The sequence below is a fragment of the Massilia sp. MP_M2 genome (assembly GCF_039123635.1).
Lineage (GTDB): Bacteria > Pseudomonadota > Gammaproteobacteria > Burkholderiales > Burkholderiaceae_D > Telluria.
In genome coordinates this window covers 504,922-526,594 of the sequence record NZ_JBCHJF010000001.1, presented here as the reverse complement: position 1 = coordinate 526,594, position 21,673 = coordinate 504,922, and the positions used below count along the sequence as shown (strand labels likewise).

General features: G+C 63.8%; 19 protein-coding genes. 13 read left to right on the top strand and 6 right to left on the bottom strand.

The window, feature by feature from the left end:
• Window positions 1-25: 25 nt before the first annotated feature.
• From fliQ to RCH14_RS02420, 4 genes are read left to right on the top strand one after another with little or no spacing between them, the layout of a single operon-like run.
• Window positions 26-295, top strand: coding sequence for a flagellar biosynthesis protein FliQ (gene fliQ / locus RCH14_RS02435; protein WP_343024566.1), 270 nt, complete (start codon window positions 26-28; stop codon window positions 293-295).
• A gap of 16 nt (window positions 296-311) precedes the next feature.
• Window positions 312-1,091: a flagellar biosynthetic protein FliR gene (gene fliR / locus RCH14_RS02430; RefSeq protein ID WP_183549577.1), complete on the top strand. Its 780-nt coding sequence runs from the start codon at window positions 312-314 to the stop codon at window positions 1,089-1,091.
• The gene (locus RCH14_RS02425; protein WP_343024565.1) at window positions 1,081-2,217 is read left to right on the top strand and encodes a flagellar type III secretion system protein FlhB; all 1,137 of its coding nucleotides are present in this window, start codon (window positions 1,081-1,083) and stop codon (window positions 2,215-2,217) included. Before fliR ends, RCH14_RS02425 begins: the two co-directional genes overlap by 11 nt.
• Window positions 2,214-4,316: a flagellar biosynthesis protein FlhA gene (locus tag RCH14_RS02420; protein WP_343024564.1), complete on the top strand. Its 2,103-nt coding sequence runs from the start codon at window positions 2,214-2,216 to the stop codon at window positions 4,314-4,316. Before RCH14_RS02425 ends, RCH14_RS02420 begins: the two co-directional genes overlap by 4 nt.
• Here RCH14_RS02420 and RCH14_RS02415 read toward each other — a convergent pair whose 3' ends face one another.
• From RCH14_RS02415 to RCH14_RS02405, 3 genes are all read right to left on the bottom strand, one after another.
• Window positions 4,317-5,984 (bottom strand): MFS transporter, encoded by a 1,668-nt coding sequence (locus RCH14_RS02415; RefSeq protein ID WP_343024563.1) that lies wholly within the window; start codon window positions 5,982-5,984, stop codon window positions 4,317-4,319.
• 99 nt (window positions 5,985-6,083) lie between these two features.
• Window positions 6,084-6,932, bottom strand: coding sequence for a hypothetical protein (locus tag RCH14_RS02410; protein WP_343024562.1), 849 nt, complete (start codon window positions 6,930-6,932; stop codon window positions 6,084-6,086).
• Window positions 6,933-7,017: 85 nt separating this feature from the next.
• Window positions 7,018-8,184 carry a flagellin gene (locus RCH14_RS02405; RefSeq protein WP_343024561.1) on the bottom strand — a complete coding sequence of 389 codons (1,167 nt, stop codon included), beginning with the start codon at window positions 8,182-8,184 and terminating at the stop codon, window positions 7,018-7,020.
• Window positions 8,185-8,475: 291 nt separating this feature from the next.
• On the opposite strand from RCH14_RS02405, the gene RCH14_RS02400 reads away from it, so the two are divergent.
• The 6 genes from RCH14_RS02400 to RCH14_RS02375 all read left to right on the top strand — a co-directional run bounded on the left by RCH14_RS02400 (window position 8,476) and on the right by RCH14_RS02375 (window position 15,430).
• Window positions 8,476-10,602, top strand: coding sequence for a TonB-dependent receptor (locus tag RCH14_RS02400; protein WP_407070041.1), 2,127 nt, complete (start codon window positions 8,476-8,478; stop codon window positions 10,600-10,602).
• Window positions 10,603-10,791: 189 nt separating this feature from the next.
• The gene (locus RCH14_RS02395; protein WP_343024559.1) at window positions 10,792-11,019 is read left to right on the top strand and encodes a hypothetical protein; all 228 of its coding nucleotides are present in this window, start codon (window positions 10,792-10,794) and stop codon (window positions 11,017-11,019) included.
• Window positions 11,020-11,194: 175 nt separating this feature from the next.
• A complete protein-coding gene (dusA, locus tag RCH14_RS02390) occupies window positions 11,195-12,193 on the top strand; it encodes a tRNA dihydrouridine(20/20a) synthase DusA (RefSeq protein ID WP_343024558.1) in 999 nt (332 codons plus the stop codon).
• A 356-nt stretch (window positions 12,194-12,549) separates the two neighbouring features.
• Complete coding sequence (locus RCH14_RS02385) at window positions 12,550-14,340, top strand: methyl-accepting chemotaxis protein (protein WP_343024557.1); 1,791 nt, start codon at window positions 12,550-12,552, stop codon at window positions 14,338-14,340.
• A gap of 88 nt (window positions 14,341-14,428) precedes the next feature.
• On the top strand, window positions 14,429-14,773 hold the full coding sequence (locus RCH14_RS02380; protein ID WP_183549598.1) for an energy transducer TonB: 345 nt from the start codon (window positions 14,429-14,431) through the stop codon (window positions 14,771-14,773).
• Between the two features lie 231 nt (window positions 14,774-15,004).
• Entirely contained in the window at window positions 15,005-15,430 is a 426-nt protein-coding gene (locus tag RCH14_RS02375; RefSeq protein WP_343024556.1) for a YXWGXW repeat-containing protein, read from the top strand.
• A gap of 34 nt (window positions 15,431-15,464) precedes the next feature.
• Here RCH14_RS02375 and RCH14_RS02370 read toward each other — a convergent pair whose 3' ends face one another.
• The 3 genes from RCH14_RS02370 to RCH14_RS02360 form a co-directional block, all read right to left on the bottom strand.
• A complete protein-coding gene (locus RCH14_RS02370; RefSeq protein ID WP_343024555.1) occupies window positions 15,465-17,048 on the bottom strand; it encodes a sensor domain-containing diguanylate cyclase in 1,584 nt (527 codons plus the stop codon).
• Between the two features lie 144 nt (window positions 17,049-17,192).
• The gene (locus tag RCH14_RS02365; RefSeq protein ID WP_343024554.1) at window positions 17,193-17,861 is read right to left on the bottom strand and encodes a pentapeptide repeat-containing protein; all 669 of its coding nucleotides are present in this window, start codon (window positions 17,859-17,861) and stop codon (window positions 17,193-17,195) included.
• A 369-nt stretch (window positions 17,862-18,230) separates the two neighbouring features.
• The gene (locus RCH14_RS02360; RefSeq protein WP_343024553.1) at window positions 18,231-18,506 is read right to left on the bottom strand and encodes a hypothetical protein; all 276 of its coding nucleotides are present in this window, start codon (window positions 18,504-18,506) and stop codon (window positions 18,231-18,233) included.
• Window positions 18,507-18,519: 13 nt separating this feature from the next.
• Between RCH14_RS02360 and RCH14_RS02355 the strand changes: the two genes are divergently transcribed.
• From RCH14_RS02355 to RCH14_RS02345, 3 genes are read left to right on the top strand one after another with little or no spacing between them, the layout of a single operon-like run.
• Window positions 18,520-19,698: a hypothetical protein gene (locus RCH14_RS02355; protein ID WP_343024552.1), complete on the top strand. Its 1,179-nt coding sequence runs from the start codon at window positions 18,520-18,522 to the stop codon at window positions 19,696-19,698.
• On the top strand, window positions 19,695-21,173 hold the full coding sequence (locus RCH14_RS02350) for a hypothetical protein (RefSeq protein WP_343024551.1): 1,479 nt from the start codon (window positions 19,695-19,697) through the stop codon (window positions 21,171-21,173). Before RCH14_RS02355 ends, RCH14_RS02350 begins: the two co-directional genes overlap by 4 nt.
• A gap of 40 nt (window positions 21,174-21,213) precedes the next feature.
• Window positions 21,214-21,642 carry a hypothetical protein gene (locus RCH14_RS02345; RefSeq protein WP_343024550.1) on the top strand — a complete coding sequence of 143 codons (429 nt, stop codon included), beginning with the start codon at window positions 21,214-21,216 and terminating at the stop codon, window positions 21,640-21,642.
• Window positions 21,643-21,673: the final 31 nt, after the last annotated feature.

Below are 21,673 nucleotides of genomic sequence, written 5' to 3'. Positions count from 1 at the left end.
CCAGCTGCGTCGCAGGAGACTGGCAATGACGCCCGATATCGCCGTCGACCTCGTGGTCGAGGCACTGCAGATCGTGATGCTGATGGTGATGGTGCTGGTGATCCCGGGCCTCTTGGTCGGCCTGCTGGTCGCGCTCGTGCAGGCGGCAACCCAGATCAACGAACAGACGCTGAGTTTTTTGCCGCGCCTGCTGGTGACGCTGCTGGCCGTGATCCTGGCCGGCCACTGGTTGACGTCGACGCTGATGGATTATTGTGTCTCGGTGTTCCAGCGCGCGGCAACGCTCGTCGGGTAGGGCAGGGCGCGCGCCGATGGAACTGTACGGCTTCCTGATGCCGCTGATCGGCGCCCTGTGGTGGCCGTTCTGCCGCATCATGGCGATGATGATCACCGCGCCCGTGCTGGGCGATGGCACGATTCCCATCCCGGTGCGCGCGCTGCTGGCGGTGGTGCTGTCGTTCCTGATGCTGCCCCTGACGAGCAAGGGCGCGATGCCCGATGCGTTTTCGCTGGCCGGCGTGCTGGCGATGTTCGAGCAGGCCGTGATCGGCGCCGTCATCGGCCTGGCGCTGCAGTTCGCGATGGCGGCCATCAGCATGCTGGGCTTTCTGGCCTCGAGCCAGATCGGCTTTTCGATGGCGACGATGAACGACCCGGTCAACGGCCAGGCCTCGGACGTGATTTCCAGCCTGATGGCGCTGGTGGCGATGCTGGTGTTCTTTGCCATCGACGCGCACCTGGTACTGGTGGCGGTGCTGGGCCAGAGTTTTCTGGCCTGGCCGGTGGGCGGCGGCCTGCAGCCGATGCTGCTCGAAGCGGTCGCGCTGAACCTGAGCTGGGTGTTCGCCGCGGCGATCCTGCTGGCGCTGCCGCTCGTGTTTTCCACCGTGGTGGTGCAGATCGGCTTCGGTTTTCTCAACCGCGTCGCGCCCAGCCTGAACCTGTTTTCACTGGGCTTTTCGCTGGTGACGATTTTTGGCTTGCTGATGCTGATCCAGCTGGTGCGCTTCATCCCCGAGCACTACATCGCGATGACCAACCAGGTGCTGGAAATGCTGACCGAACAAATGAGGCTGGCCCATGGCCGATAGCAGCAGCGGCGACAAGACCGAAAAACCCTCGGCGCAAAAGCTCAAGAAAGCCCGCGACGAGGGTCAGGTGGCGCGTTCGCGCGATCTGGCCACGGCTGTCGGCATCCTGATCAGCCTGAAGGTCTTCATGCTGATGCTGCCCGGCTATCTGGAAGACATGCGCCACCTGTTTCGCCTCGTGTTCGTGCCGCTGGGCGAAGCAGGCGACCTGGAAAACGCGATGTCGACGGTGTTTTCGGCCGCGCTGCTGCTGTTCGTGCACATGGTGCTGCCATTGCTGGCCGTGCCGCTGGCCATCATCATTGCCGGCGCGATCCCCGGCGGCATCGTCGCCAGCGGCAAGAACCTGGCGCCGAAGTTCAGCCGACTCAATCCGCTGACCAACCTGGGCAACCTGTTCAAACAGAAGCACTGGGTGGGCTTTTTGACGTCGGCGGCCAAGGCGATCGTGCTCGGTATCGTGCTGTGGCATGTCTCGAGCGGCAGCATCAAGGGCTATATCGAGCTGCAACGCATGCCTCTGGACGACGCCATCGGCGCCGGCGGCACGCTGGTGTTCGACGCACTGATGGCGCTGGTGGCGGTGTTCATCGTTTTTGCGCTGATCGACGTGCCGGTGCAGAGTTTTCTCTTCATGCGCAACCAGCGCATGAGCAAGCAGGACATCAAGGAAGAGCACAAGAGCAGCGAAGGCCGCCCCGAAATCAAGCAGCGTATCCGCCAGCTGCAAAACCAGCTGGCCCAGCGCAGCGTGCGCAAGTCGGTGCCGACGGCCGATGTCGTGATCGTCAATCCCGAGCATTACGCGGTCGCGCTCAAATACGACGTCGACCGCGCCGAGGCGCCGTTCGTGGTGGCCAAAGGCGTCGACGAGATGGCGCTGTTCATCCGCCGCGTGGCCGTCGAACACGGGCTCGAGGTGGTGGAGCTGCCGCCGCTGGCGCGCGCGATTTACCACACCAGCCAGGTGCAGCAGCAGATTCCCGCGCCGCTGTACCAGGCGGTGTCGCAAGTGCTGAATTATGTTTTACAACTGAATGCGTTCCGTGCAGGCCGGCGCCAGGCGCCGCCCCGGTTCCCCAACGAGGTGGTCGTACCACCGCACCTGAGTGAGGCTCCAGCATGACCGTAACGAATACCTTCAACGCCTTCGTGGGAGAGCTGCGGCGCCACAAGTTCGCCGCGCCCGTGTTCCTGATTGCGCTGCTGGGCATGATCATCCTGCCGCTGCCGCCGATCCTGCTCGACGTACTGTTTACCTTCAACATCGTGCTGGCGCTGATCGTGATCCTGGTGGCCGTGACGGCCAAGCGCCCGCTCGACTTCTCGGTGTTCCCGACCGTGATCCTGGGCACCACCTTGATGCGCCTGGCGCTGAACGTGGCCTCGACCCGCGTGGTCCTGCTGCACGGCCACGAAGGCACGCACGCCGCCGGCCAGGTCATCGAATCGTTCGGCAACGTCGTCATCGGCGGTAACTTCGTCGTCGGCCTGGTGGTGTTCGTGATCCTGATGATCATCAACTTCATCGTTGTGACCAAGGGCGCCGAGCGCATCTCGGAAGTCTCGGCGCGCTTCACGCTCGACGCGCTGCCGGGCAAGCAGATGGCGATCGACGCCGACCTCAATGCCGGCCTGGTCAACCAGGAGCAGGCAACCAAACGGCGCAAGGACGTCGCGGCCGAAGCCGACTTCTACGGCGCGATGGATGGCGCCTCAAAATTCGTGCGCGGCGACGCCATCGCCTCGATCCTGATCCTGATCATCAACCTGATCGGCGGTATCGCGATCGGCGCGCTGATGCACGACCTGCCGCTGGCCGACGCGTTCCGCGTGTACGCGCTGCTCACGATCGGCGATGGCCTGGTGGGCCAGATCCCGGCGCTGCTGCTGTCGGCCGCCGCCGCCATCCTGGTCACGCGCATCGGCGAGTCGGGCGACCTCGAAGATCAGGTCAGCCAGCAGCTGCTGGCCCGGCCGGGTGTGCTGTATTCGGCCGCTGGCGTCATGATGATCCTCGCGATCGTTCCGGGCATGCCGTGGTGGTTCTTCACGGTGGCTGCCGGCGTGCTGGCCTGGGTCGGCTGGACGATGGCCAAACGCATCAGTGCGCCGGACGTGGCGGGCGTGGCGAAGATCGAGGCTGCGCTGCGCGACGATCGCGCGCCCGAACTCGATTGGCAGGCGCTGCCGGTGGTGCAGGCGGTGACGGTGGCGGTGGGCTACAAGCTGGTGGGGATGATCGACCGTGCCCAGGCCGAGCCGCTGGCCAAGCGCATCAAGGGCGTGCGTCAGAGTCTGTCGGAGCAGATGGGAATGCTGCTGCCAGCAATCGCCGTGCGCGACGACCTGGCGCTGCGCCCGACGCAATACGCGATCAGCCTCTCGGGCACCGTCGTGGCCGAGGCCGAGGTCATGCCCGACCATCTGCTGGCGATCCCGTCGCCGAACGTGTACGGCGAACTCGATGGCATCCCCGGCATCGAGCCGGCCTACGGGATGGCGATCACGTGGATCCTGCCCGAGCAGAAGGCGCATGCGCTGGGCCTGGGCTACCAGGTGGTCGAGGTGCCGAGCGCGATCGCGACGCACGTGTCGAAGGTGGTGCGCGAATACCTGCACGAACTGTTTCGCCACGAAGACGTGCCGGCGATCCTGGAACGCCTGACAGCGCTGTCGCCCAAGCTGGCCGCAGCGCTCGACAAGGCGCTCACGCACACCCAGCTGCTGCGCGTGTTTCGCGTGCTGCTGACCGAAGGCGTGTCATTGAAGGACATCGTGGTGATCGCCACCACGCTGCTCGACAGCTCGGAGACGACCAAGGACCCGATCCTGCTGGCGGCCGAAGTGCGCTGCGCGCTGCGGCGCCAGATCGTCTCGACGCTGTTCGGCAAGAAGAAGGACATGCCGGCCTTTAATCTGTCGGCCGAACTGGAAAATATGCTGCTCGGGTCTCTGAACCAGGCACGCCAGAATGGTGGCGGCAAGGTCGCGCTGGACAACTACCCGATCGACCCGCAACTGCTGTCGCAACTGCAGATCAACATGCCGGTGGCGCGCGAACAGATGAAGGGCCAGCACACGCCGCCGCTGCTGCTGGTGCTGCCGCAGGTGCGGCCATTGCTGGCCCGTTATGCGCGGCTGTTTGCGCCGGGCCTGCACGTGCTGTCGTACAACGAGATCCCCGAAAACCGCGACGTGTCGATCGTCGGAACGGTGGGCTGATCAGGCCTTCGCCACCAGGCGCCGCGTGATGATCGGGCCATCCGGCCCCAGGTGAAACGCCAGCTTGCGCTCGCGCAGCGCGGCGTCGCCTGCCGTGGCGCGGTCGAACCGGCGCAGGTGCTCGGTCCATGACGGATCGACGATCTGCTCGGTGAACAAGCCCGGATCGCTGACGTCGCGCAGCAAGGTCCAGCTCAGCGCGCCCTGGCGCAGGCGCGCGCGCCGGCTCAGTTCCATCAGCGCCATGAAGGCGTCGGTTCGGTCCGGGTCGATCCGGTATTCCACGGTCAGCACGAGGCGCCCGCCATCCTGCAGCGGCGAGAGCGATGGCGCCAGCGCCTTGAGCGCCGACGACGGCGTCATGTCTTCGAGCAGCTCGCGGTCCTGGATCAGGCGCAGCACGAGCGCCATCACGATCACGCTGCTGCCGGCCGCATACAACAGGCTGTGCTGCACGCTGTCGAACGTCGCCACCTGACCCCAGACTGCGGCGCCCGTTGCGCTCGCGCCCATCAGGGCCATCTGGTAGATCGACATCCCGCGCGCCCGCACCCAGTCGGGCAGGGCCATCTGCATCGATACGCTCAGCGAATTGGCCGACACGATGAACGCCATCCCCGACAGCCACATCGCGCCAGAGGTGAGCACCACGTTCGTGCTGAGCGCCGCCACCGCGATCATCGCCGCCGACAGCACGGTGCTGCACATGACGAGCGTGTCGCGGCTGAACGCCTGGCGCATGCGCGGCAGGAAGAACACGGCGCTGATCGCGCCGCCGCCCATGCAGGCCAGCAGCAGCGTGAACACCCCGGCGCCGCCGCCGCCCTGCGCGCGCGCGACCAGCGGCAGCAGCGCCATCAGCGCGGTGGAATGGAAGAACGACGCGGCCACCCGCGCCATCACCGCCTTGACGCGGTTGGAGTGGCGCGCAAACTGCAGGCCGACGCGCATCGCGCCGCCGATCCGCTCACGCCCCAGCGGACTTGGCACGTGCGTGCGGCGCCAGCGCATGATCACGAAGCCCGAGATCACCGACAACACCGCATTGAGCACGAACACGTACGCGCTGCCCAGGCTGGCGATGATGGCGCCGGCCGCCAGCGGCCCGGCGATGCGCGACGCGTTCATCGCCACGCCATTCAGGGCCAGCGCCGCCGGCAGCTGCGCGCGCGGCACGAGTTCGGGCACGATCGCCGAGAACACCGGCCAGCGCATGGCCAGGCCGATGCCATTGGCGAAGGTGAGCGCCAGCAGCACGGGCGGCGTGATGGCGTCGGCCAGGATCACCACGCACAGGATCGTGGCCACGATGGCGACCCAGAACTGCGTGATGATGAAGTAGCGTCGCCGGTCGAGGATATCGGCCAGTGCGCCACTGGGCAGGCCGAGCAAAAACACGGGCAGCATCGATGCGGTCTGCACCAGCGCGACCCAGATCGGCGCGCTCGTCAGCGACGTCATCATCCAGGCGGCGGCCACGTCGTTCATCCACATGCAGGTGTTGGCGATCAGCCAGGTTAGCCACAGCATGCGAAACACGGGCGCGCGCATCGGCCCGAACGCCGACGGTGGCGGCGCGGCGTCGTTGGCCGAGGGCGCCGGGGCTGGGGTTCGGGAAATGGTCATGCCGGTGAGCTCACCGGAAGCGGCGCGGAGGGCCGCGTGCATCTGCAGCGTGTCATTGGAAGGGCGAATGCGTGAAGACAAGCGCCATTGTAGTCGGCGCAGCAGCAGGGGCGGCGCGCAGCTCAGCCGGGTAGGTCGGCCTCAGCCCCGCGCGCGTTGCGCCGGCAGCAGCAGCGCCAGTTCGGCCACGGCGCGAAACACGGCCGGCGTCAGCGCTTGCGCTGCCTGTTCGGCGTTGGCGATCATCGCGTGGCTGCGCCCGGCGGGCAGGGCATCGCGAAAGGCCCAGCGCAGCACTGTGAGGCCTGCCCGCGCCAGGCTCGCTTCGAGTTCGGGCTGCAGCCAGCGCAGGCGCGTGAGCGCGCCGGCGTCTGGCGCGCAGACTTCGATCACCAGGCCCTGCGGCGTCGGTTCGACCTGGATCACGACCGCGCTGCCGTCGGCAAGTTCGAGTTCCAGGCGCAGCGCGGCGCGCGTACGGCGCCGGCGTCCGGGCGGCTTGTCGGCCTCGTCGGCCACCACGGCCAGGTGCTGCGGTTTCTCGCCAGCGCCGTGGACCGTGAAGCGCCAGGCATCTTGATGTGTCGCGAGCAGCTGGGGCTGGTGCACGACCTGGCCCTGTTGCCCGGCAGCGAGCATGGCCGGCGACAAATGCCCGCCGACGTCGGCCAGCGCGCGGCTGGTCAACTGGCTGCCATGGTTACGCACCTGGCTGCGCCAGGCGTGCGCCAGGCCGGCGCCGTCCTGTTGCTGATAGGCGAGCGTGCGCGCCATGAGCAGTTGGTCTGGCCGCATGGCGGGGCCGTCCGCGCCGGACTCGGCCCCCGGCTGGCCCGTGGCCGGTGTTTCCGGCGACAGTGGCGCGGAAAACGGCAGCGGCAGCGCATCGGCGCCGCCAGCCAGCACGGCGGCCGGGGCCACCACGGCGCCGACCTGCAATGGCGCGAGGATTGGCGGCGGCAGTGCGGCAACGGGAAACATATGGGCCATCGGCATGCCTATCAAGAATAAAAAAAGGCCAACCGCGTGGCTGGCCTTTGATGTCTGCCCGGGGTCAAACCCGGGCGTGCGGCCATTATTGCAGCAGCGACATGACCATCGACGACAGGCTGTTCGACTGCTTGAGCATCGCGGTACCGGCTTGCAGCAGCATCTGGTTCGACGTCATGCTGGCGCTTTCGGTAGCGAAGTCGACGTCCATGATGCGGCCGGCAGCAGCCTGGGTGTTGCTGCTGACGTTGGCCAGGTTGGTGTTGGCGTGTTCCAGACGGTTGGCGGTTGCACCCAGCGACGAACGGACTGCGCCCAGCGAGTCGATCGCGGCTTGCAGTTCGTCCACGGTGGTGTTGGCCGAGCCGGCAGCGGTCAGCTCCGTACCGGTTGCCGAGCTTGCGCCGCCGAACGAATTGTAGCGGGCGCTGACGGTGCCCAATGCGGTTTGCATTGCGGTCATTTCAGCGCCCAGATTCAGTTCCATCGTTTCGCTGCTCGACGCACCGATCTGGAAGCTCAGCTTGTCGGAGAACTTGCCTGCCACGCCGGTGGTGTTCGATGCACTAGCAGCGGCGTGGTACGCGTCGGCAGCGGTCGAAGCGGCGGTGGCGTTTGTCAGCGCTTCCTTGGCCAGATCGAGTGCCTTCGTGGTCGTGATCAGGGTACCTGCGGTGGCGGCGGTTGGGGTTGCCGTCCAGGCGGTCAATGCATCATCGTAATCCTTCTGCTTGCCGTAGGTAGCATCGCCGACATCGGCGGTCGCTGCGGACAGCGTGCCGAATTTCGTGGTTTTGTCCGTCAGCGCATTGAAGACATCAGCGGCGCTGGCTTTGCTGTTGAGCAGCTTGGCGCCACCGAACGACGTGTTGCCCACGATGTTGGTCAGTTCGCTGGCCAGTGCGTCGTATTCCGACTGCATGGCGGTCTTGTCGGCTGCGTTCGACGATGCATCGGCTGCCTGGGTGGCCAGATCCTTCATGCGCACCAGGATGTTGCTTGCTTCACCCAGCGCGCCTTCGGCGGTTTGCATCATCGAGGTGGCGTTCTGGGTATTGCGCATGGCGACGGCCATGCCGCTGCTCTGCGCCTTCAGGCGGGTTGCGATCTGCAGGCCGGCAGCGTCGTCCATGGCCGAGTTGATGCGGTAGCCGGTCGACAGGCGGGTCATCGAGGTCGACAACGAACCCTGGTTACGGGAAATCGCGTTCTGTGCGGACAGGGCGGCGTTGTTGGTGTGAAGGCTCAGCATGTTGAACTCCTGAAATAGGTAGGGGGAGAATTCGGTAATTTCGAGCGCTTCGTTCGCTCTCATGAGTACAGGGCGACAAATTTCCGTACGGCATTAAATTCTTTTTGAAATTTCTTTTGCCGGGTGGATGCGGCAGTGTCTAAATGAGAATGATGGTGATAACGATTCTCATTACTGATAAAATGCGGTTTTCAGTCTGTCCTTCCCACCATGAATCCCCTCCGCAACTCGTCGTCATCCGCCACAGCCCCCCACGCCCACTCGCTGCTTGCGCGCCTTGTCAGGAGCGCGTTGGGCGGTGCCGTTGCATCGGCACCGATCCTGTGGCTGCCGCTGGCAGCCAGCGCCCAGGAGATGGCGCCAGCCCCGGTCGAACAGGTCGTCATCACCGGCGCGAAGATGCAGGCCGATCCCGCCTACGCGGGCGGCCAGATCGGCCGCAGTGGCGGTCTGGGCGTGCTGGGGGAGGCGGACATCATGAAAACGCCGTTTTCCACCACCAATTACACGTCGCAGATGCTCGAAGACCAGCAGGTGCGCACGCTGGCCGATGTCGTCGTCAACGAAGCCTCGGTGCGCGTGATGACCTCGACCGGCGGTTTCAGTGAAGATTTCCAGATCCGCGGCTTTAACGTCACCAGTGGCGACGTCGGCCTGAATGGCCTGTACGGCCTGTCGTCGTCGAACCGGATGCCGGCCGCCATCATGGAGCGCGTCGAAGTGCTCAAGGGCCCGGGCACGCTGATGTACGGCATCAGCCCGAACGGCAGCGTCGGCGGCAATATCAATATCGTGACCAAGCGCGCCGGCGACCAGCCACTGACGCGCGTGACTGCCACGTATGAAAGCCAGGCGCTGTTTGGCACCCATGTCGACGTCGGCCGCCGCTTTGGCGAGAATGGCGCCTGGGGCGTGCGCGTCAATGGCGTGGTCCGTGGCGGCGACACCAATATCGACGAGGGCAAGCAGGACTTCGGCCTGGCCGCAATCGCGCTCGACTACCGCTCGCCGACGCTGCGCTGGACCCTGGACAGCTATGGCCAGCAAGAAAAGACCGACAACTTCCGCGCGCAAAACAGCTTCCGTCCCGACATTGCGTCGATCCCGGCGCCACCATCGGGCCACCGCGCCGTGTACCGTGGCGCCGGCCTCGAGTTCCGCGATGCGACGATCGCCTCGCGCCTCGAATACGATGTGTCGAAAGCGTTGATGGTCTACGCGACGGCGGGCTACCACTACGGCGCCAGCGAGCAGGACTTCCCGACGGCGCGCGCTTTGAGCGCGGTCGATGCCGCCGGCAACTTCCGCCTCACCAACGCCTGGTACGACGCCTACGGACGCAGCAAGACCGGCGAAGTCGGCGCCCGCCTGAGCCTGGAAACGGCCGGCATCAAGCATTTCATCACCGCCTCGGTCTCGCGCCTCGACAGCGAAGCTGGCAGTTTCTACCTGTCGGCCCCGGCCAGTTCGTCGCAGCTATCGAACATCTACAACCCGGTGGCGATCACGCCGATGACGGGCAACCGCCTGGCGCCGACCAAGACCTCGGAGACCGAGCTGTCGAGCGTCTCGCTGACCGATACGCTGTCGTTCCTGGACGGCCGCGTGCTGTTCACCGGCGGCTTGCGCAAGCAGAAGGTATCGCTGGATAACCTGGCGCCAAGTGGCGCGGTGACGGGTTCGTACAGCGAAAGCGCCGTGTCGCCGCTGGCGGGCCTGGTCGTCATGCCGATGGAAAACGTGTCGCTGTACGCCAACTTCACGTCGGGCCTGAGCCGCGGCAGCACCGCCCCACCAACGGCCGCGAACGCCGGCGAAGTGTTCGCCCCGTTCAAGTCGAAGCAATACGAACTGGGCACGAAGGTCGATACCGGCCGCGTGCTGCTCGGCGCCGCCGTGTTCCAGATCGACCGTCCGAACGCGATCACCGATCCCTTCACGACGGTGTACAGCCTGGACGGCACGCAGCGCAATCGCGGCCTGGAACTGTCGGCGGTCGGCGAAGCCGCACCGGGCGTGCGCCTGATGACGAGCGCCACGTTCTACAACGCCAAGCAGCAACGCACTGCCGGCGGCATCAACGAAGGCAAGAAAGCCACGGGCGTGCCGAAGAACGCGTTCAACGCCGGCATCGACTGGGATTTGCCATGGATTAGCGGCCTGAGCGTTAATGCCCGCGCGGTCCACACGGCCGAGCTGGCGCAGAATGTCACCAATACGGTGTACATCTCGTCATGGACACGCTTTGACCTCGGCGCGCGCTACCGTACCGAGCTGATGGGTAAGCCGGTCGTGCTGCGCGCCAGCGTCGAGAATGCCGGCAACAAGCGCTACTGGCTGTCGAGCAGCACGCTGGCCACGGTCGGCACGGCAGCGGCCCCGCGCACGGTGCTGTTGTCGGCGCAGGTCGACTTCTAACTCGTACGACGTTGTCATCCGGGACCTGCCTGCATGGCGAATGCAGGCAGGTCCCGTTTTTTTGACAGCGCCGGCGTGAGGCACAAGATTCAGAACAACAATGTGCTTAGCGTGTTGTTTTGAGGTAACTGAATCGCGTGGTTTCTGTTGCTCTAGCGTATAGTTCGGCACATATTCTGCGAACATGTGATGAAACTTATAACCTTTGAAATCAGTGACCGATCCCTTGCCATCACCACGGTAAAAAAAGCCGGAGAGCAGTGGGAGTGCGTACTATCGGCGTCTGGCCATGCGGATGAGGGGGCCATGTCGGCGATCGTCCAGCGACAGATCATGTTCGACGGCGCACATTGCGCCGATATGGTGCTGGAGAAGGCGATCGATTTCAGTGGCGCTTTCCTGCAGTTGATGATGTAGCGTGGTTGGCACGCGTCTGCTGAGTGGCCGGATGCGATAGAATGCACGGTTCGATTGTCGCCGTATTTCGCTCGGCAAACGAACTTCTTCCTTCTTCCTGATCGAGGCCATCCCCCCAATTCTTCGCAACGAGTGTCGCGCAGGGTGGGGTAGGCGCACACAAGCATGAATCGCAATGACAGCAACTAACTATGGCGGGCGGCGCCTGAGTGTCGCCCCGATGATGGACTGGACCGACCGCCACTGCCGCGTCTTCCACCGGCAGATCACCCGCCACACCTGGCTCTACACCGAGATGGTCAATACCGGCGCCCTGGTCTATGGCGACGCCGAGCGTCATCTGCGCTTTGACGACGTCGAGCATCCCGTCGCCCTGCAACTGGGCGGCAGCGACCCGGGCGATCTGGCCAAGAGCGCCAGGCTTGGCGAGCAATGGGGCTACGACGAGATCAATCTGAACTGCGGCTGCCCGTCCGAGCGCGTCCAGAAGGGCGCGTTTGGCGCCTGCCTGATGAACGAGCCGCAATTGGTCGCCGACTGCGTCAAGGCGATGCGCGACGCTGTCTCGATCGACGTCACCGTCAAGCACCGCATCGGTATCGATCACAATGAAGAATACGGTTTCGTGCGCGACTTCATCGGCACGGTCGCCGATGCCGGCTGCAAAACGTTCATCGTGCACGCGCGCAACGCGATCCTGAAAGGCCTGTCGCCGAAGGAAAACCGCGAGATCCCGCCGCTGCGCTACGCCGTGGCGTATGAACTCAAGCGCGAGTTTCCCGACCTCGAGATCATCATCAACGGCGGCATCAAGAGCGACGACGAGATCGCGCTGCACCTGCAGCATGTCGATGGCGTCATGCTTGGGCGCGAGGCCTATCACAACCCTTGGACGATGGCCGACTGGGATGCCCGTTTCTATGATGCGCCCCGCGCGCCGCGCACGCGGATCGACGTGCTGGAGGCGATGATCCCGTACATCGACGCCCAGCTGCGCCAATACGGCCCGCTGGGCTTGAAATTGAACAGCATCACGCGCCACATGCTTGGCCTGATGCAGGGTTTGCCGGGCGCGCGCGCCTTCCGCCAGACGCTGTCGGACTCGAAGCAGCTGGCGCAGGGCGATGCTCGCCTGCTGCTGGCCGCCGCAGCACGAATGCCAAGTACCGCCTGAGCATCGTTGCGTTGAAAAAAAGCGTGCCTCGGCACGCTTTTTTTTCGTCTGTCGGCAAAGTGACACATTTCTTCATTGAAACTATCGCAATTACCAATTAAGCTTGCCTAAGGGCAACCTCAGTTCCATAATGTTCACCTGTTCCATTTCTTGACCTATAGTAGCGCTGTTGTTTGCGTGAAACAATTCATTTAAGAAAGAGATTTTCTGTCTGGTTAAGGAAATCTTGATTTATCCTTTGGGAAATAGCTGAAAACTATAAGAAACATAGATTTCACTTGCGTATCGTACGGCGTATCGCGGGACGCGATCTCAACCGGGCGAGTTTCGATCAATAAGTTACAGGGAAAACACGAATGAATTTGAACAACATGAAGGTCGGCACCCGTCTGGCCCTCGGTTTCGCACTGGTTCTGGTACTGCTGGTCGCAGTCGCGGTGGTCGGTATCATGCGCATGGCGCAGATCCAGGATCGCCTCGATCACGTCGTGAGCGTCAGTAATGTATCGACCGGGCTCGTGGTCGAAATGCGCAATAACGTCAGCGATCGCCTCGCTTCGCTGCGCGTGCTGACCCTGATGACCGACCCGGCCGACATGGAACCGGAAATCGTCAAGTTCAAGGAACAAACCGCCAAGTACGATGCCGCCCAGGCCAAGCTGGCAACGTTGTTTGCAAAGCATGCGAACACCCAGGAAACGACGCTGCTGAACCAGATCAAGGAACACGAAGCGACCGCGATGCCAGCGATTGCCCGCGCTACCGAACTGTATCTGGCTGCAAACGCGATGGACGCCACCCGCGTGATGATTCGCGAAGTGCGTCCGGTGCAGCGCAAGTGGACCGACGCCCTGAACGCATTGTCGGCTCTGGAAGACAAACAGAATGCACAAAGCAAGGCCGATGCCGAAGCGGCGTTCGCCAATGCCCGTAACTTCATGCTGATCCTGCTGGTGCTGGCCGTCATCATCGGTATCGCGGCCGCCGTGGTCATTACCCGCAGCCTGCTCAAGCAGCTCGGCGGCGAGCCGGCCTATACGGCGAAAATCGCCGGCAGCATCGCCCATGGCGACCTGTCGATCGTCATCGACACGAAGGCATCGGACCGCGGCAGCCTGCTGGTTGAGATGAAGGAAATGCGCAACAGTCTGGTTGGTATCGTCGAGCAAGTGCGTCGCGGTACGGAAACGATTGGCACCGCCTCGCGTGAAATCGCCGCCGGCAATATCGACCTGTCGTCGCGGACCGAACTACAGGCAAGCTCGCTGGAAAAGACCGCCTCGGCGATGGAAGAGTTGACCTCGACCGTGAAACAAAATGCCGACAGTGCCCGCGAAGCCAATGCGCTGGCGGCAACCGCGTCGGACGTGGCCCGCAAGGGTGGCGATGTGGTGTCACAGGTGGTCGGCACGATGGGCGAGATCAATACGTCGGCCAACAAGATCTCGGACATCATCGGCGTCATCGACGGCATCGCCTTCCAGACCAACATTCTGGCGCTGAACGCGGCAGTTGAAGCGGCCCGTGCCGGTGAACAGGGTCGTGGCTTTGCGGTCGTCGCATCCGAAGTGCGCAACCTGGCGCAGCGTTCGGCAGCGGCAGCAAAAGAAATCAAGACGCTGATCGGCGACTCGGTCGAGAAGGTCGAGCGCGGCAGCAAGCTGGTTGGCCAGGCCGGCGTGACGATGGACGAAGTGGTCTCGAGCGTCAAGCGCGTGACCGACATCATGAGCGAGATCGCCAACGCCAGCGCCGAGCAGAGCGCCGGCATCGCCCAGGTCAATATGTCGATCATCGAGATGGACAGCATGACGCAACAAAACGCTGCGCTGGTCGAACAAGCGGCCGCAGCCGCACAGAGCCTGCAGGACCAGGCCGGCGAGCTGGCCCGCGTGGTCAGCATCTTCAAGCTGGAAGAGGGCGAAGAGCACCATGTCCCGACATCGGCCCCGGCAGCGGCACCGTTCGTGACCAGCACCGCGATGGTGACGCGTCCGGTCGTCAAGCGCCCGGCGCCACCGGCACTGAAAAAGCCGGTGGTCACCCCGGCTGCACCTAAAAAATCGGACGCCGCCGTTGCAGCATCGAAGCCGAAGAAAGCCGCCGTCAGCGCCACCGCCAGCGCCGACGAGTGGGAAGAGTTCTGATTTCAAGTCGTCGACCAGCGCCGGCCAGCCGTGCGGCGCATACCAAGACCATTGCCGTTCAATTCAAAAACCTCACGTGGGAAAAATCATGAAAAACCTGTCCGCTAAACTGTTCGTTGCACTGACCCTGACCGCCGCTGCCGGCGCGAGCTTTGCCGCTGAAACCTCGGCCCAGTTCGATCCAAAGAAATGCAGCATCGAGTACCCGAAGGCGTCGCTGATGAATGAAGAGCAGGGCACGACGACCGCGTCGTTCCTGGTCACTGCGGACGGCACCGTGACGGAATCGAAGATCGACAAGTCGAGCGGCTTCAAGAACCTGGACCGCGCGCTGGTCAAGGGCCTGACCTCGTGCAAGTTCAAGCCGGGCACCAAAGATGGCGCACCAGCACAGACCTGGACCAAGATCGACTACGCGTTCAAGCTGGACTGATCCACGCTTCCTTTTGTGCAGCCGGCACCACGTGCCGGCTGCGTTGTTTCAGCATCCCCGCAGTCCATTTCTCCGCGCTTTCCCCGGTCCCGCCCCCGCCCCGAACAATCATGGTTGTTACAAGATTGTTGCCATATGTTACTACTGTAATGACTTGGTTCAATCCCGTTTTTTGCTGCATGCGCTCGCTATAGTGGGGTCATACAAACAGCAACAGAAACGGAGCACACCATGAAAACCTTCCTCTCGACCGCCACCGCTGCTGCTGCCGCGCTCCTGATCGGCACGTCGGCTTTCGCACCAGTGCAAGCGCAGCCGCATCATCAGCGCGCCGACGTCATCATCATCAAGAAAGCGCCGCCAGCCCTGCGCCGCGAAGCCGTACCGAACGCACGCCGTGGTTTCGACTGGGTGCCGGGTTACTGGAACTGGAACGGTCGCCGCCACGAGTGGATGGCCGGCCACTGGGAAAAAGTGCGTCCTGGCTATGCCTATCAGCGTGCACAGTGGCGTCAGGACCGCAATGGCTGGCACCTCGAGCGCGGCGGCTGGCGTCAGGAAGTGCGCGGCCGTGACAACGGACCACGTGGCGACCGCGATCGCGACGGCGTCCCGAACCGCCACGACGACCGTCCGAACAATCCAAACCGCTATTGATGCAGATGGACCGGGCGGCGGCGATCTACGGCAGTCATGACGCCGCCGTGTCGTTGCCGCCGCAGACCTGGTTACGGCCTGACATCTTGGCTTGATAGAGCAGGGCGTCGGCCCGCTCGAGCAATTTGCTGGCGGTAATGACCGTGCCGTTGCCGGTCAAACCGGCCCCCTGCGACGTGTACACGCCGGCACTGATCGTCACGACGCCGGCGTCATTGCCGGCGTGGGTGACCTGCAGCGCCATCACGGCGCAGCGGATGCGTTCGGCGATCATCCTGGCCCCGGCCGGATCGGTATCCGGCAACAGCGCCACGAATTCTTCCCCGCCGTAGCGCGCCGCCAGATCGGCCGGGCGCGCCAGGTTGTCGCGCAGCGCCGCCGCCACCTGGCGCAGGCAGGCGTCGCCCGCCACGTGACCATAGGTATCGTTGAACCGCTTGAAGTGGTCGACGTCGAGCATGACGATCGACAGTGGCAGGCCGCTACGCGCCGCGCGCGCTTTTTCGTTGGTCAGCACTGTTTCAAAACGGCGCCGGTTGGCGATGCCGGTCAGGCCGTCATGGTCGGCCAGTAACGTCAGCGCCCGGTTATGCTCTTGCAGCTGTTCGCGCGCCCCCACCAGTTCGTTTTGCAGGTGGTCGCGAATCATGATCTGGCGCACCAGCCGCCAGCCAAAACCCAGCAGCAGCACGATGGCGACGAACGTGATCGCCGCTTGCGTGAGCATCGACTGCAGCCATTTTTCGAGGATTTCCTGCTTCGATTGCGCGGTCGCGACAATCAGGGGGTAGGTATCGAGGTGGCGATAACTGTAGAGCCGCTCGATGCCGTCAATTTTGGAGCGGCGCATGCCGGAGCCGATCGGCCCCTGGCTCAAGTACATCTGATGGATCGGGCCGTTGCGCACGTTGGTGCCGAGCAGTGAATCGTTGTGCGGCAGGCGGTAGACCATCGTGCCATCGTCGAGCGTGAGCATGACCACGCCGGCGCGGCCGACATTGAAGCTTTCGTACAGTGTCGAAAAATACGCGATGCGGATGGTGCCAAGCGCAACGCCGGCAAAGGCACCATCGGGATGGTCAAGGCGGCGGGACACCGGCAACACCCAGGCGCCGGTCGACCGGCTACGCACCGGCTTGCCGACATGCACGCTGCGATCACGGTGTTTCAGGTGAAACTGGAAGTATTCGCGATCGGCATTGTTGTAGCGCAGCGTGCGGTCCTGCGACGTCATCAGCCAGCGCCCATCGGCGCCGAATACGAACAGGCCATGCAGTTCTTCGACCTGCGACGCCATATTCTTCAGATGCAATTGCAGCCTGGTGCGCGCCGGGCCATTGTCGACGCCATCGGTTTCCACGCGTTCGACCACACCGGCCAGCACGGTATCGACCACGCGCACGGCGCTTTCGCCCTGCGCTGCGAGCGCATGCGACATATTGGCGGTGGCCACGGCAACCTCGGCCAGGCGTTCCTTGCGCGCGCGCCAGCTGTCAGAGATCTGGATCGCCAGCAGCAGCAGGCACAATCCGATCACGAACAGCACGGCATTGCGCACCGCGGGGCGCTTTGCAGCGGTCAGACGGGAGATCTCGGGAATGGCGCTGTGCTCTAGCATGGCGAGGCGGTGAGCCGCCACTGGCGCAAACGCCAAGGCCGTCAGCAGCAGTGAGGCTCATTACTGGTAGAAAACCGACGGATTGTCGCATAGTGCTGCCGAATCACCCGAATTGTCACTGCATTGTTACATCTGGCGCGCGACTCACGCCACGCGCAGCCCCAGTTCGCTGATCAGTTCGGCCGCCTGGCGCGGCGTGATCCAGGCGCCCTGGAACAGTTTGACGTCGGCCAGCGTCAAACCGGACAGATCCGCTTCGCGCAGGTCGGCGTGATCAAAGCGCGCCTGCTTCAGGCTCGCGTTACGCAGGCTGCCGCCCTCGAACACGGTGTCGCGAAAATCGCAGGCGGCCAGGTCGGCATCGGAAAAATCGAGTCCCTTCAACGTCGATTTGCGAAACGACATGCGGCGCAGGTCGGCGCCGATCAGCAGGCACTCCTCGAAGGTCAAGCCCAGATGCGCCGCTTCTTCGAAATTTGCACCGGTCAGCTTGCAGCCCGTAAAGGTCACCGAGGCCAGGCGCGCGCGGCGCCAGCTGCTGTTGTTCAGGTCACAGCTTCGCAATTGCGCATCGGTCAGGTCGGCCGCCTCGAAATCGGCTTGCCGGCCGCGGCAGCGCTGCCAGGTCGTCTGTGCCAGTTTGGCGGCGTAGAACGACGTTTCGGCAAGGCTGCAATTGATGAAACTGCTGCCGCGCAGGTCGAGCCGCGACAGGTCCGCGTTGTCGAGCACGCAATCGAGAAAGGTGACGCTGCCGTTTGCAAGTGCCGCATCGATATCTTCGCGGTCGGGAAATTGAGTAAATGTATGCATTGATTTGTTTTGAAAAAAGCGCATGCCAAATCCAGCCACCGTCTTTCAAGTTCCCGGCTTGCGCTGATGGCAGTCAATAACACGCCAGACGGCACGCGCATCGCCACCGACATAATGACTGCGGCAGTCTACCTGAATTCGCCCATGCCCAATCCGTGCATCATTCCCCCAGGAATTGATGGCGTTGACAGGCGGCGCAGGGTGTTGTGCACAGGACGGGAAAGGCAGCGAGTGCGTTTCCACTTGGACAAAAAAAAGGTAAGATAGCGTCGCTCCCTTTATGTTTTTGATAAGCGCTTATTTTTGCTTAAGCATATTGAAAATAGTCGAAGGGTAATCGTGTTTGAGAAATGCGGAATACAAGATGGATCATAAGAAAACGGCTGATTGGGAACTCGCTTCCGGCAGCTGGACGTTGGCAGCCAACGATGGCGAGATTCGCCTTAATCGCACGGTGATGGGCAACGCCGTCGCCGCTTCATTGGGTGTAGCAGACATTGCCACCATCATGAAAATGCGCTGTGCGAACGGTGCGTCAACGCTGTATCCCCCCGATTTCAATTTTTCGCCCGTTGACGGCGCCCAGCTGGCGCCAAACAGGCCCAGCGCCGCAAGCTGGATCGCGCCGAGCGGCGCGTCGGCCATCACGGACGCCGGGATGCCTGAAGCTGTGGGCCTCAAGCGCACGCGTCACAGCGTGCCGGTCGATCGCCTGCGCCGGCATGACGCCGACAGCATGGCCGACCTGGAATTGCCACTGCCGCCACCGGGCGAGTACGAATTTTTCTCGGGCACGTTCGGCACGGTCGATGCCGTCTTGCTGGCGCTCGATACGGGCAAGGGCGCGCTGTTCGGCTGGTTGCCCGCATCGCAGAAATGGCAGCCGCTGCTCGGCACCGGCACGCGCCTCTTGTCCGAGTCGACCTTGCCGGTGCATGCGTGGCGCGCCGAGATGGCGGCCGCGTTCAACAGCCGCCTGTATATCCCCACCGAACATGGCCTGGCAATGCTGGTGCCCGATTTCGCGGCGCTGCAGTTCCGGATCGATTACGTGGGCAACGCCCCGGTCGTGGGCGCGCCAATGGCGTTCGATCACCAGGTGTGGGCGCCGATCCGCCATGACGATGGCGTGGTGCAGTTCGTGTTCGCCGACGCCCATGGCGTGGCCGGTCCGCCACTGCGCGTCGATGGCCGCTGGAGCCTGGGCGAAATGGGTGCGCCATGCGCCTATGGCCGGCTTGCGGTCTGGCCCTGCGAGGCGGGACAATTACGCTTGCAGAAAATGACCGACGGCAGTGTGGCGGCCACGTTCCTGGCCTGGCCGCAAGGCATCAAGCCCCACTTCGAGTTCGGCAGCGCGCACATGGCGCGCTCGGGTTCGCTGTGGCAGTTGTGCTTCGATAGCCGCCTCGACAGTTATGTGTACGTGCGCCTTGGCGTCAACGAGCACGAACAGGTGGCCGCGCTCAATCCGCGCATCGGCTCTGGCACCATCAATTACCGCTTCGCCACCAAGCTGAAAACCGATCCGTGGGTCGAGCCGGAACATGGCGACGACGGCGCGGCCAACACGGTTGTCGTGCCGCTGCTCGAACTGGGCGAGCGCAGCGCCGTGCTGGGGCTGCGCATCGACAGCACCGCCGGCCTGGGCACCTTGCTCAATTCGGCTGAACGCATGCGCGCCCAGCTGGTCTACGATGACGAGAACAACGACATCGTGTTCCACACCATCGCCGTCAGCAAGCCATGGGAACTGCGCCTCTTCCTGCACAACGGATACCTGTGGGTCTACCACCCCGGCATGCAGCGCATCCTTGGCTGGGACGTCCAGCAATGATGCCGCGCGTGTGGTGCGCGGCGCTCGTGAGCGTCGTCCTGGGGCTGTGCGCCGTGCCGGCGCAGGCGATCCAGCAAGCGTTTCTGGTGCAGAATTCCGGCTGGATGGAGCCGTTCTACGCCGATCCGCAATCACAGTTCAAGCCGCTGATCGCCGCCGTGGCCAACGCTGCGGCGCGCCCGGGCGACAAGGTCATGGTGCTCGCGTTCAGCCAGTCCAGCGGCAGCAATGTCTCGCCGCAATTGCTGGGGCAGGGCGATGGCGCAGCCCAGGTGGCCGGCTGGCTGGCGCCGCTCGCGCCTGCGCGCAAGAGCGCCAGTGCGCTGGCTGACACCGATTTTCGCGAAGCGGTAACCAAGACCATAGGCGAGACCTTCAAGTCGCGCCCCGGCATCATCTGGATTTTTACCAACAACAAGAACAGCCCCGGCAACGACCCCGCCACGGCGGCGCGCAACCTGGAGTTTTACCGGCTGCTGCATTTGGAGCCATCCATCACGCGCACCGTGGTGTTCCCGCTGCGCATGCCTGTGCAGGGCAAGTTCTTTGCCGCCAAGGGCTTGATGGTCTACGGGCTGGCCTACGGCAAGGAAGCGGGCGACGAGCTGGGCCGCATGGTGGCCGAAGGCCGGCTCGCCAACATTCTTACCAAACCACCGGCACGCCTGAAACCGGTGGACCAGGACGGCGTGCGCATCGTGCCCCAGGCCGTCCTCAATACCCCGAACATGACAGCTTCGCTGGGCACCGACAAGCGCACTGTCGTGCTCGATGTGGACGCCGACAAACTGGTACCGCAAGTGCGCCTGAAGGCGTCCTTGCAGAACCTGTTCTATCCGTACCTGATCGCCCAGGCCACGGTCGATGGCCAGCTGCGCACGCGCGCCGGCACGACGCCGTTGACGGTGGCACCGACAGCCGTGAGCAATCTCGCGCCGGGCGCCAGCCAGTCGATCGAGGTCAGCTTCAAGCTGCCGCTCGAAGAAGTGCCGTCGGCCTGGTCGCGTCAGGCGATCGCGGCGATGGGCAAGCAGGTCATCATGCCGATGTCGGTGAGCCTGGGCCTGAGGGATCAACGGCTGGCCTTGCCCGCATCGTTCAGGACCGAGATGCAGGAACTGTTCCCGGGCGATCCGCTGTCGGACGTCTTCGTTCCGCCCGACAGCGTGAAATCGTCCACCGCGCAGGTGCCGCTGATCGTGCGCGTGCAATATCCATTGACGCCCGTGCTCGTGATCGTCGGCGGCGTGCTGGCGTTGCTGCTGGCGCTGGCTGCGCTGGCGTTTTTGGCCATGAAAACCACGCGCTATCCGATCATGGTCAACGGTGTGCGCCGCAACGTGCTGCTCAAGCCGTTCAAGTCGCTGGCGATCAAGACCGACGACGGCGCCGCGGTCGGCCAGATCCGGCGCGGACTCGGCGGCCCAACCGTCGTCCAGGTCGAGCCTGGCCAGACGTTGACCATCGCGTCGTAATCCATTCAAGTAGTCCTCACACCCTCCAGGAGAACGTGGCATGACGCAGCAAGCAAAAGAAAACGCAGGCTTTACCCTGCCGGCACCGGTCGAAGGCGAACAGGCGCCCGCCGCGCCGGCGACCCCGGCAACGGGAACGGCCGAGACCGTCCAATCGCTGCCGGTGACCACCGACGTCGACACGTCGTCGCGCGATGCGCTGATCGGCGGCGGCGTCCTGCTGGTGCTGTTCATTGCGTTTTTCTTTGCCAAAAATGCCTACGCCAACACGCTGGTGGCAAAACGTATCCAGCCGGGCAAGGCGAATGCGGCTGGCTGGTGGCTGTTCATCTTTCTGGCCAGCCTGTCGACCGGCGTCGTGCTGGCGGCAATCAATGCGCCGAAGTTCATGGCGCCCCTGATCATCGGGCCACTGACGCTGATCGGCCTGATTGCGCTGGTGCTGATGCTGCTGTCTTCCCGTAAATAAGCGCCCGAATACCCCATTAGGACTACGCGAC

Bases quoted from the DNA above. Each gene is read 5' to 3' on its own strand.
- RCH14_RS02415 (WP_343024563.1), bottom strand. From the start codon at position 5,984: ATGCACGCGGCCCTCCGCGCCGCTTCCGGTGAGCTCACCGGCATGACC.
- RCH14_RS02420 (WP_343024564.1), top strand. From the start codon at position 2,214: ATGACCGTAACGAATACCTTCAACGCCTTCGTGGGAGAGCTGCGGCGC.
- RCH14_RS02410 (WP_343024562.1), bottom strand. From the start codon at position 6,932: ATGGCCCATATGTTTCCCGTTGCCGCACTGCCGCCGCCAATCCTCGCG.
- RCH14_RS02370 (WP_343024555.1), bottom strand. From the start codon at position 17,048: ATGCTAGAGCACAGCGCCATTCCCGAGATCTCCCGTCTGACCGCTGCA.
- RCH14_RS02365 (WP_343024554.1), bottom strand. From the start codon at position 17,861: ATGCATACATTTACTCAATTTCCCGACCGCGAAGATATCGATGCGGCA.
- RCH14_RS02355 (WP_343024552.1), top strand. From the start codon at position 18,520: ATGCCTGAAGCTGTGGGCCTCAAGCGCACGCGTCACAGCGTGCCGGTC.
- RCH14_RS02425 (WP_343024565.1), top strand. From the start codon at position 1,081: ATGGCCGATAGCAGCAGCGGCGACAAGACCGAAAAACCCTCGGCGCAA.
- RCH14_RS02385 (WP_343024557.1), top strand. From the start codon at position 12,550: ATGAATTTGAACAACATGAAGGTCGGCACCCGTCTGGCCCTCGGTTTC.
- RCH14_RS02375 (WP_343024556.1), top strand. From the start codon at position 15,005: ATGAAAACCTTCCTCTCGACCGCCACCGCTGCTGCTGCCGCGCTCCTG.
- RCH14_RS02345 (WP_343024550.1), top strand. From the start codon at position 21,214: ATGACGCAGCAAGCAAAAGAAAACGCAGGCTTTACCCTGCCGGCACCG.
- RCH14_RS02395 (WP_343024559.1), top strand. From the start codon at position 10,792: ATGAAACTTATAACCTTTGAAATCAGTGACCGATCCCTTGCCATCACC.
- RCH14_RS02380 (WP_183549598.1), top strand. From the start codon at position 14,429: ATGAAAAACCTGTCCGCTAAACTGTTCGTTGCACTGACCCTGACCGCC.
- dusA (WP_343024558.1), top strand. From the start codon at position 11,195: ATGACAGCAACTAACTATGGCGGGCGGCGCCTGAGTGTCGCCCCGATG.
- RCH14_RS02405 (WP_343024561.1), bottom strand. From the start codon at position 8,184: ATGCTGAGCCTTCACACCAACAACGCCGCCCTGTCCGCACAGAACGCG.
- RCH14_RS02350 (WP_343024551.1), top strand. From the start codon at position 19,695: ATGATGCCGCGCGTGTGGTGCGCGGCGCTCGTGAGCGTCGTCCTGGGG.
- fliQ (WP_343024566.1), top strand. From the start codon at position 26: ATGACGCCCGATATCGCCGTCGACCTCGTGGTCGAGGCACTGCAGATC.
- fliR (WP_183549577.1), top strand. From the start codon at position 312: ATGGAACTGTACGGCTTCCTGATGCCGCTGATCGGCGCCCTGTGGTGG.
- RCH14_RS02360 (WP_343024553.1), bottom strand. From the start codon at position 18,506: ATGGCCGACGCGCCGCTCGGCGCGATCCAGCTTGCGGCGCTGGGCCTG.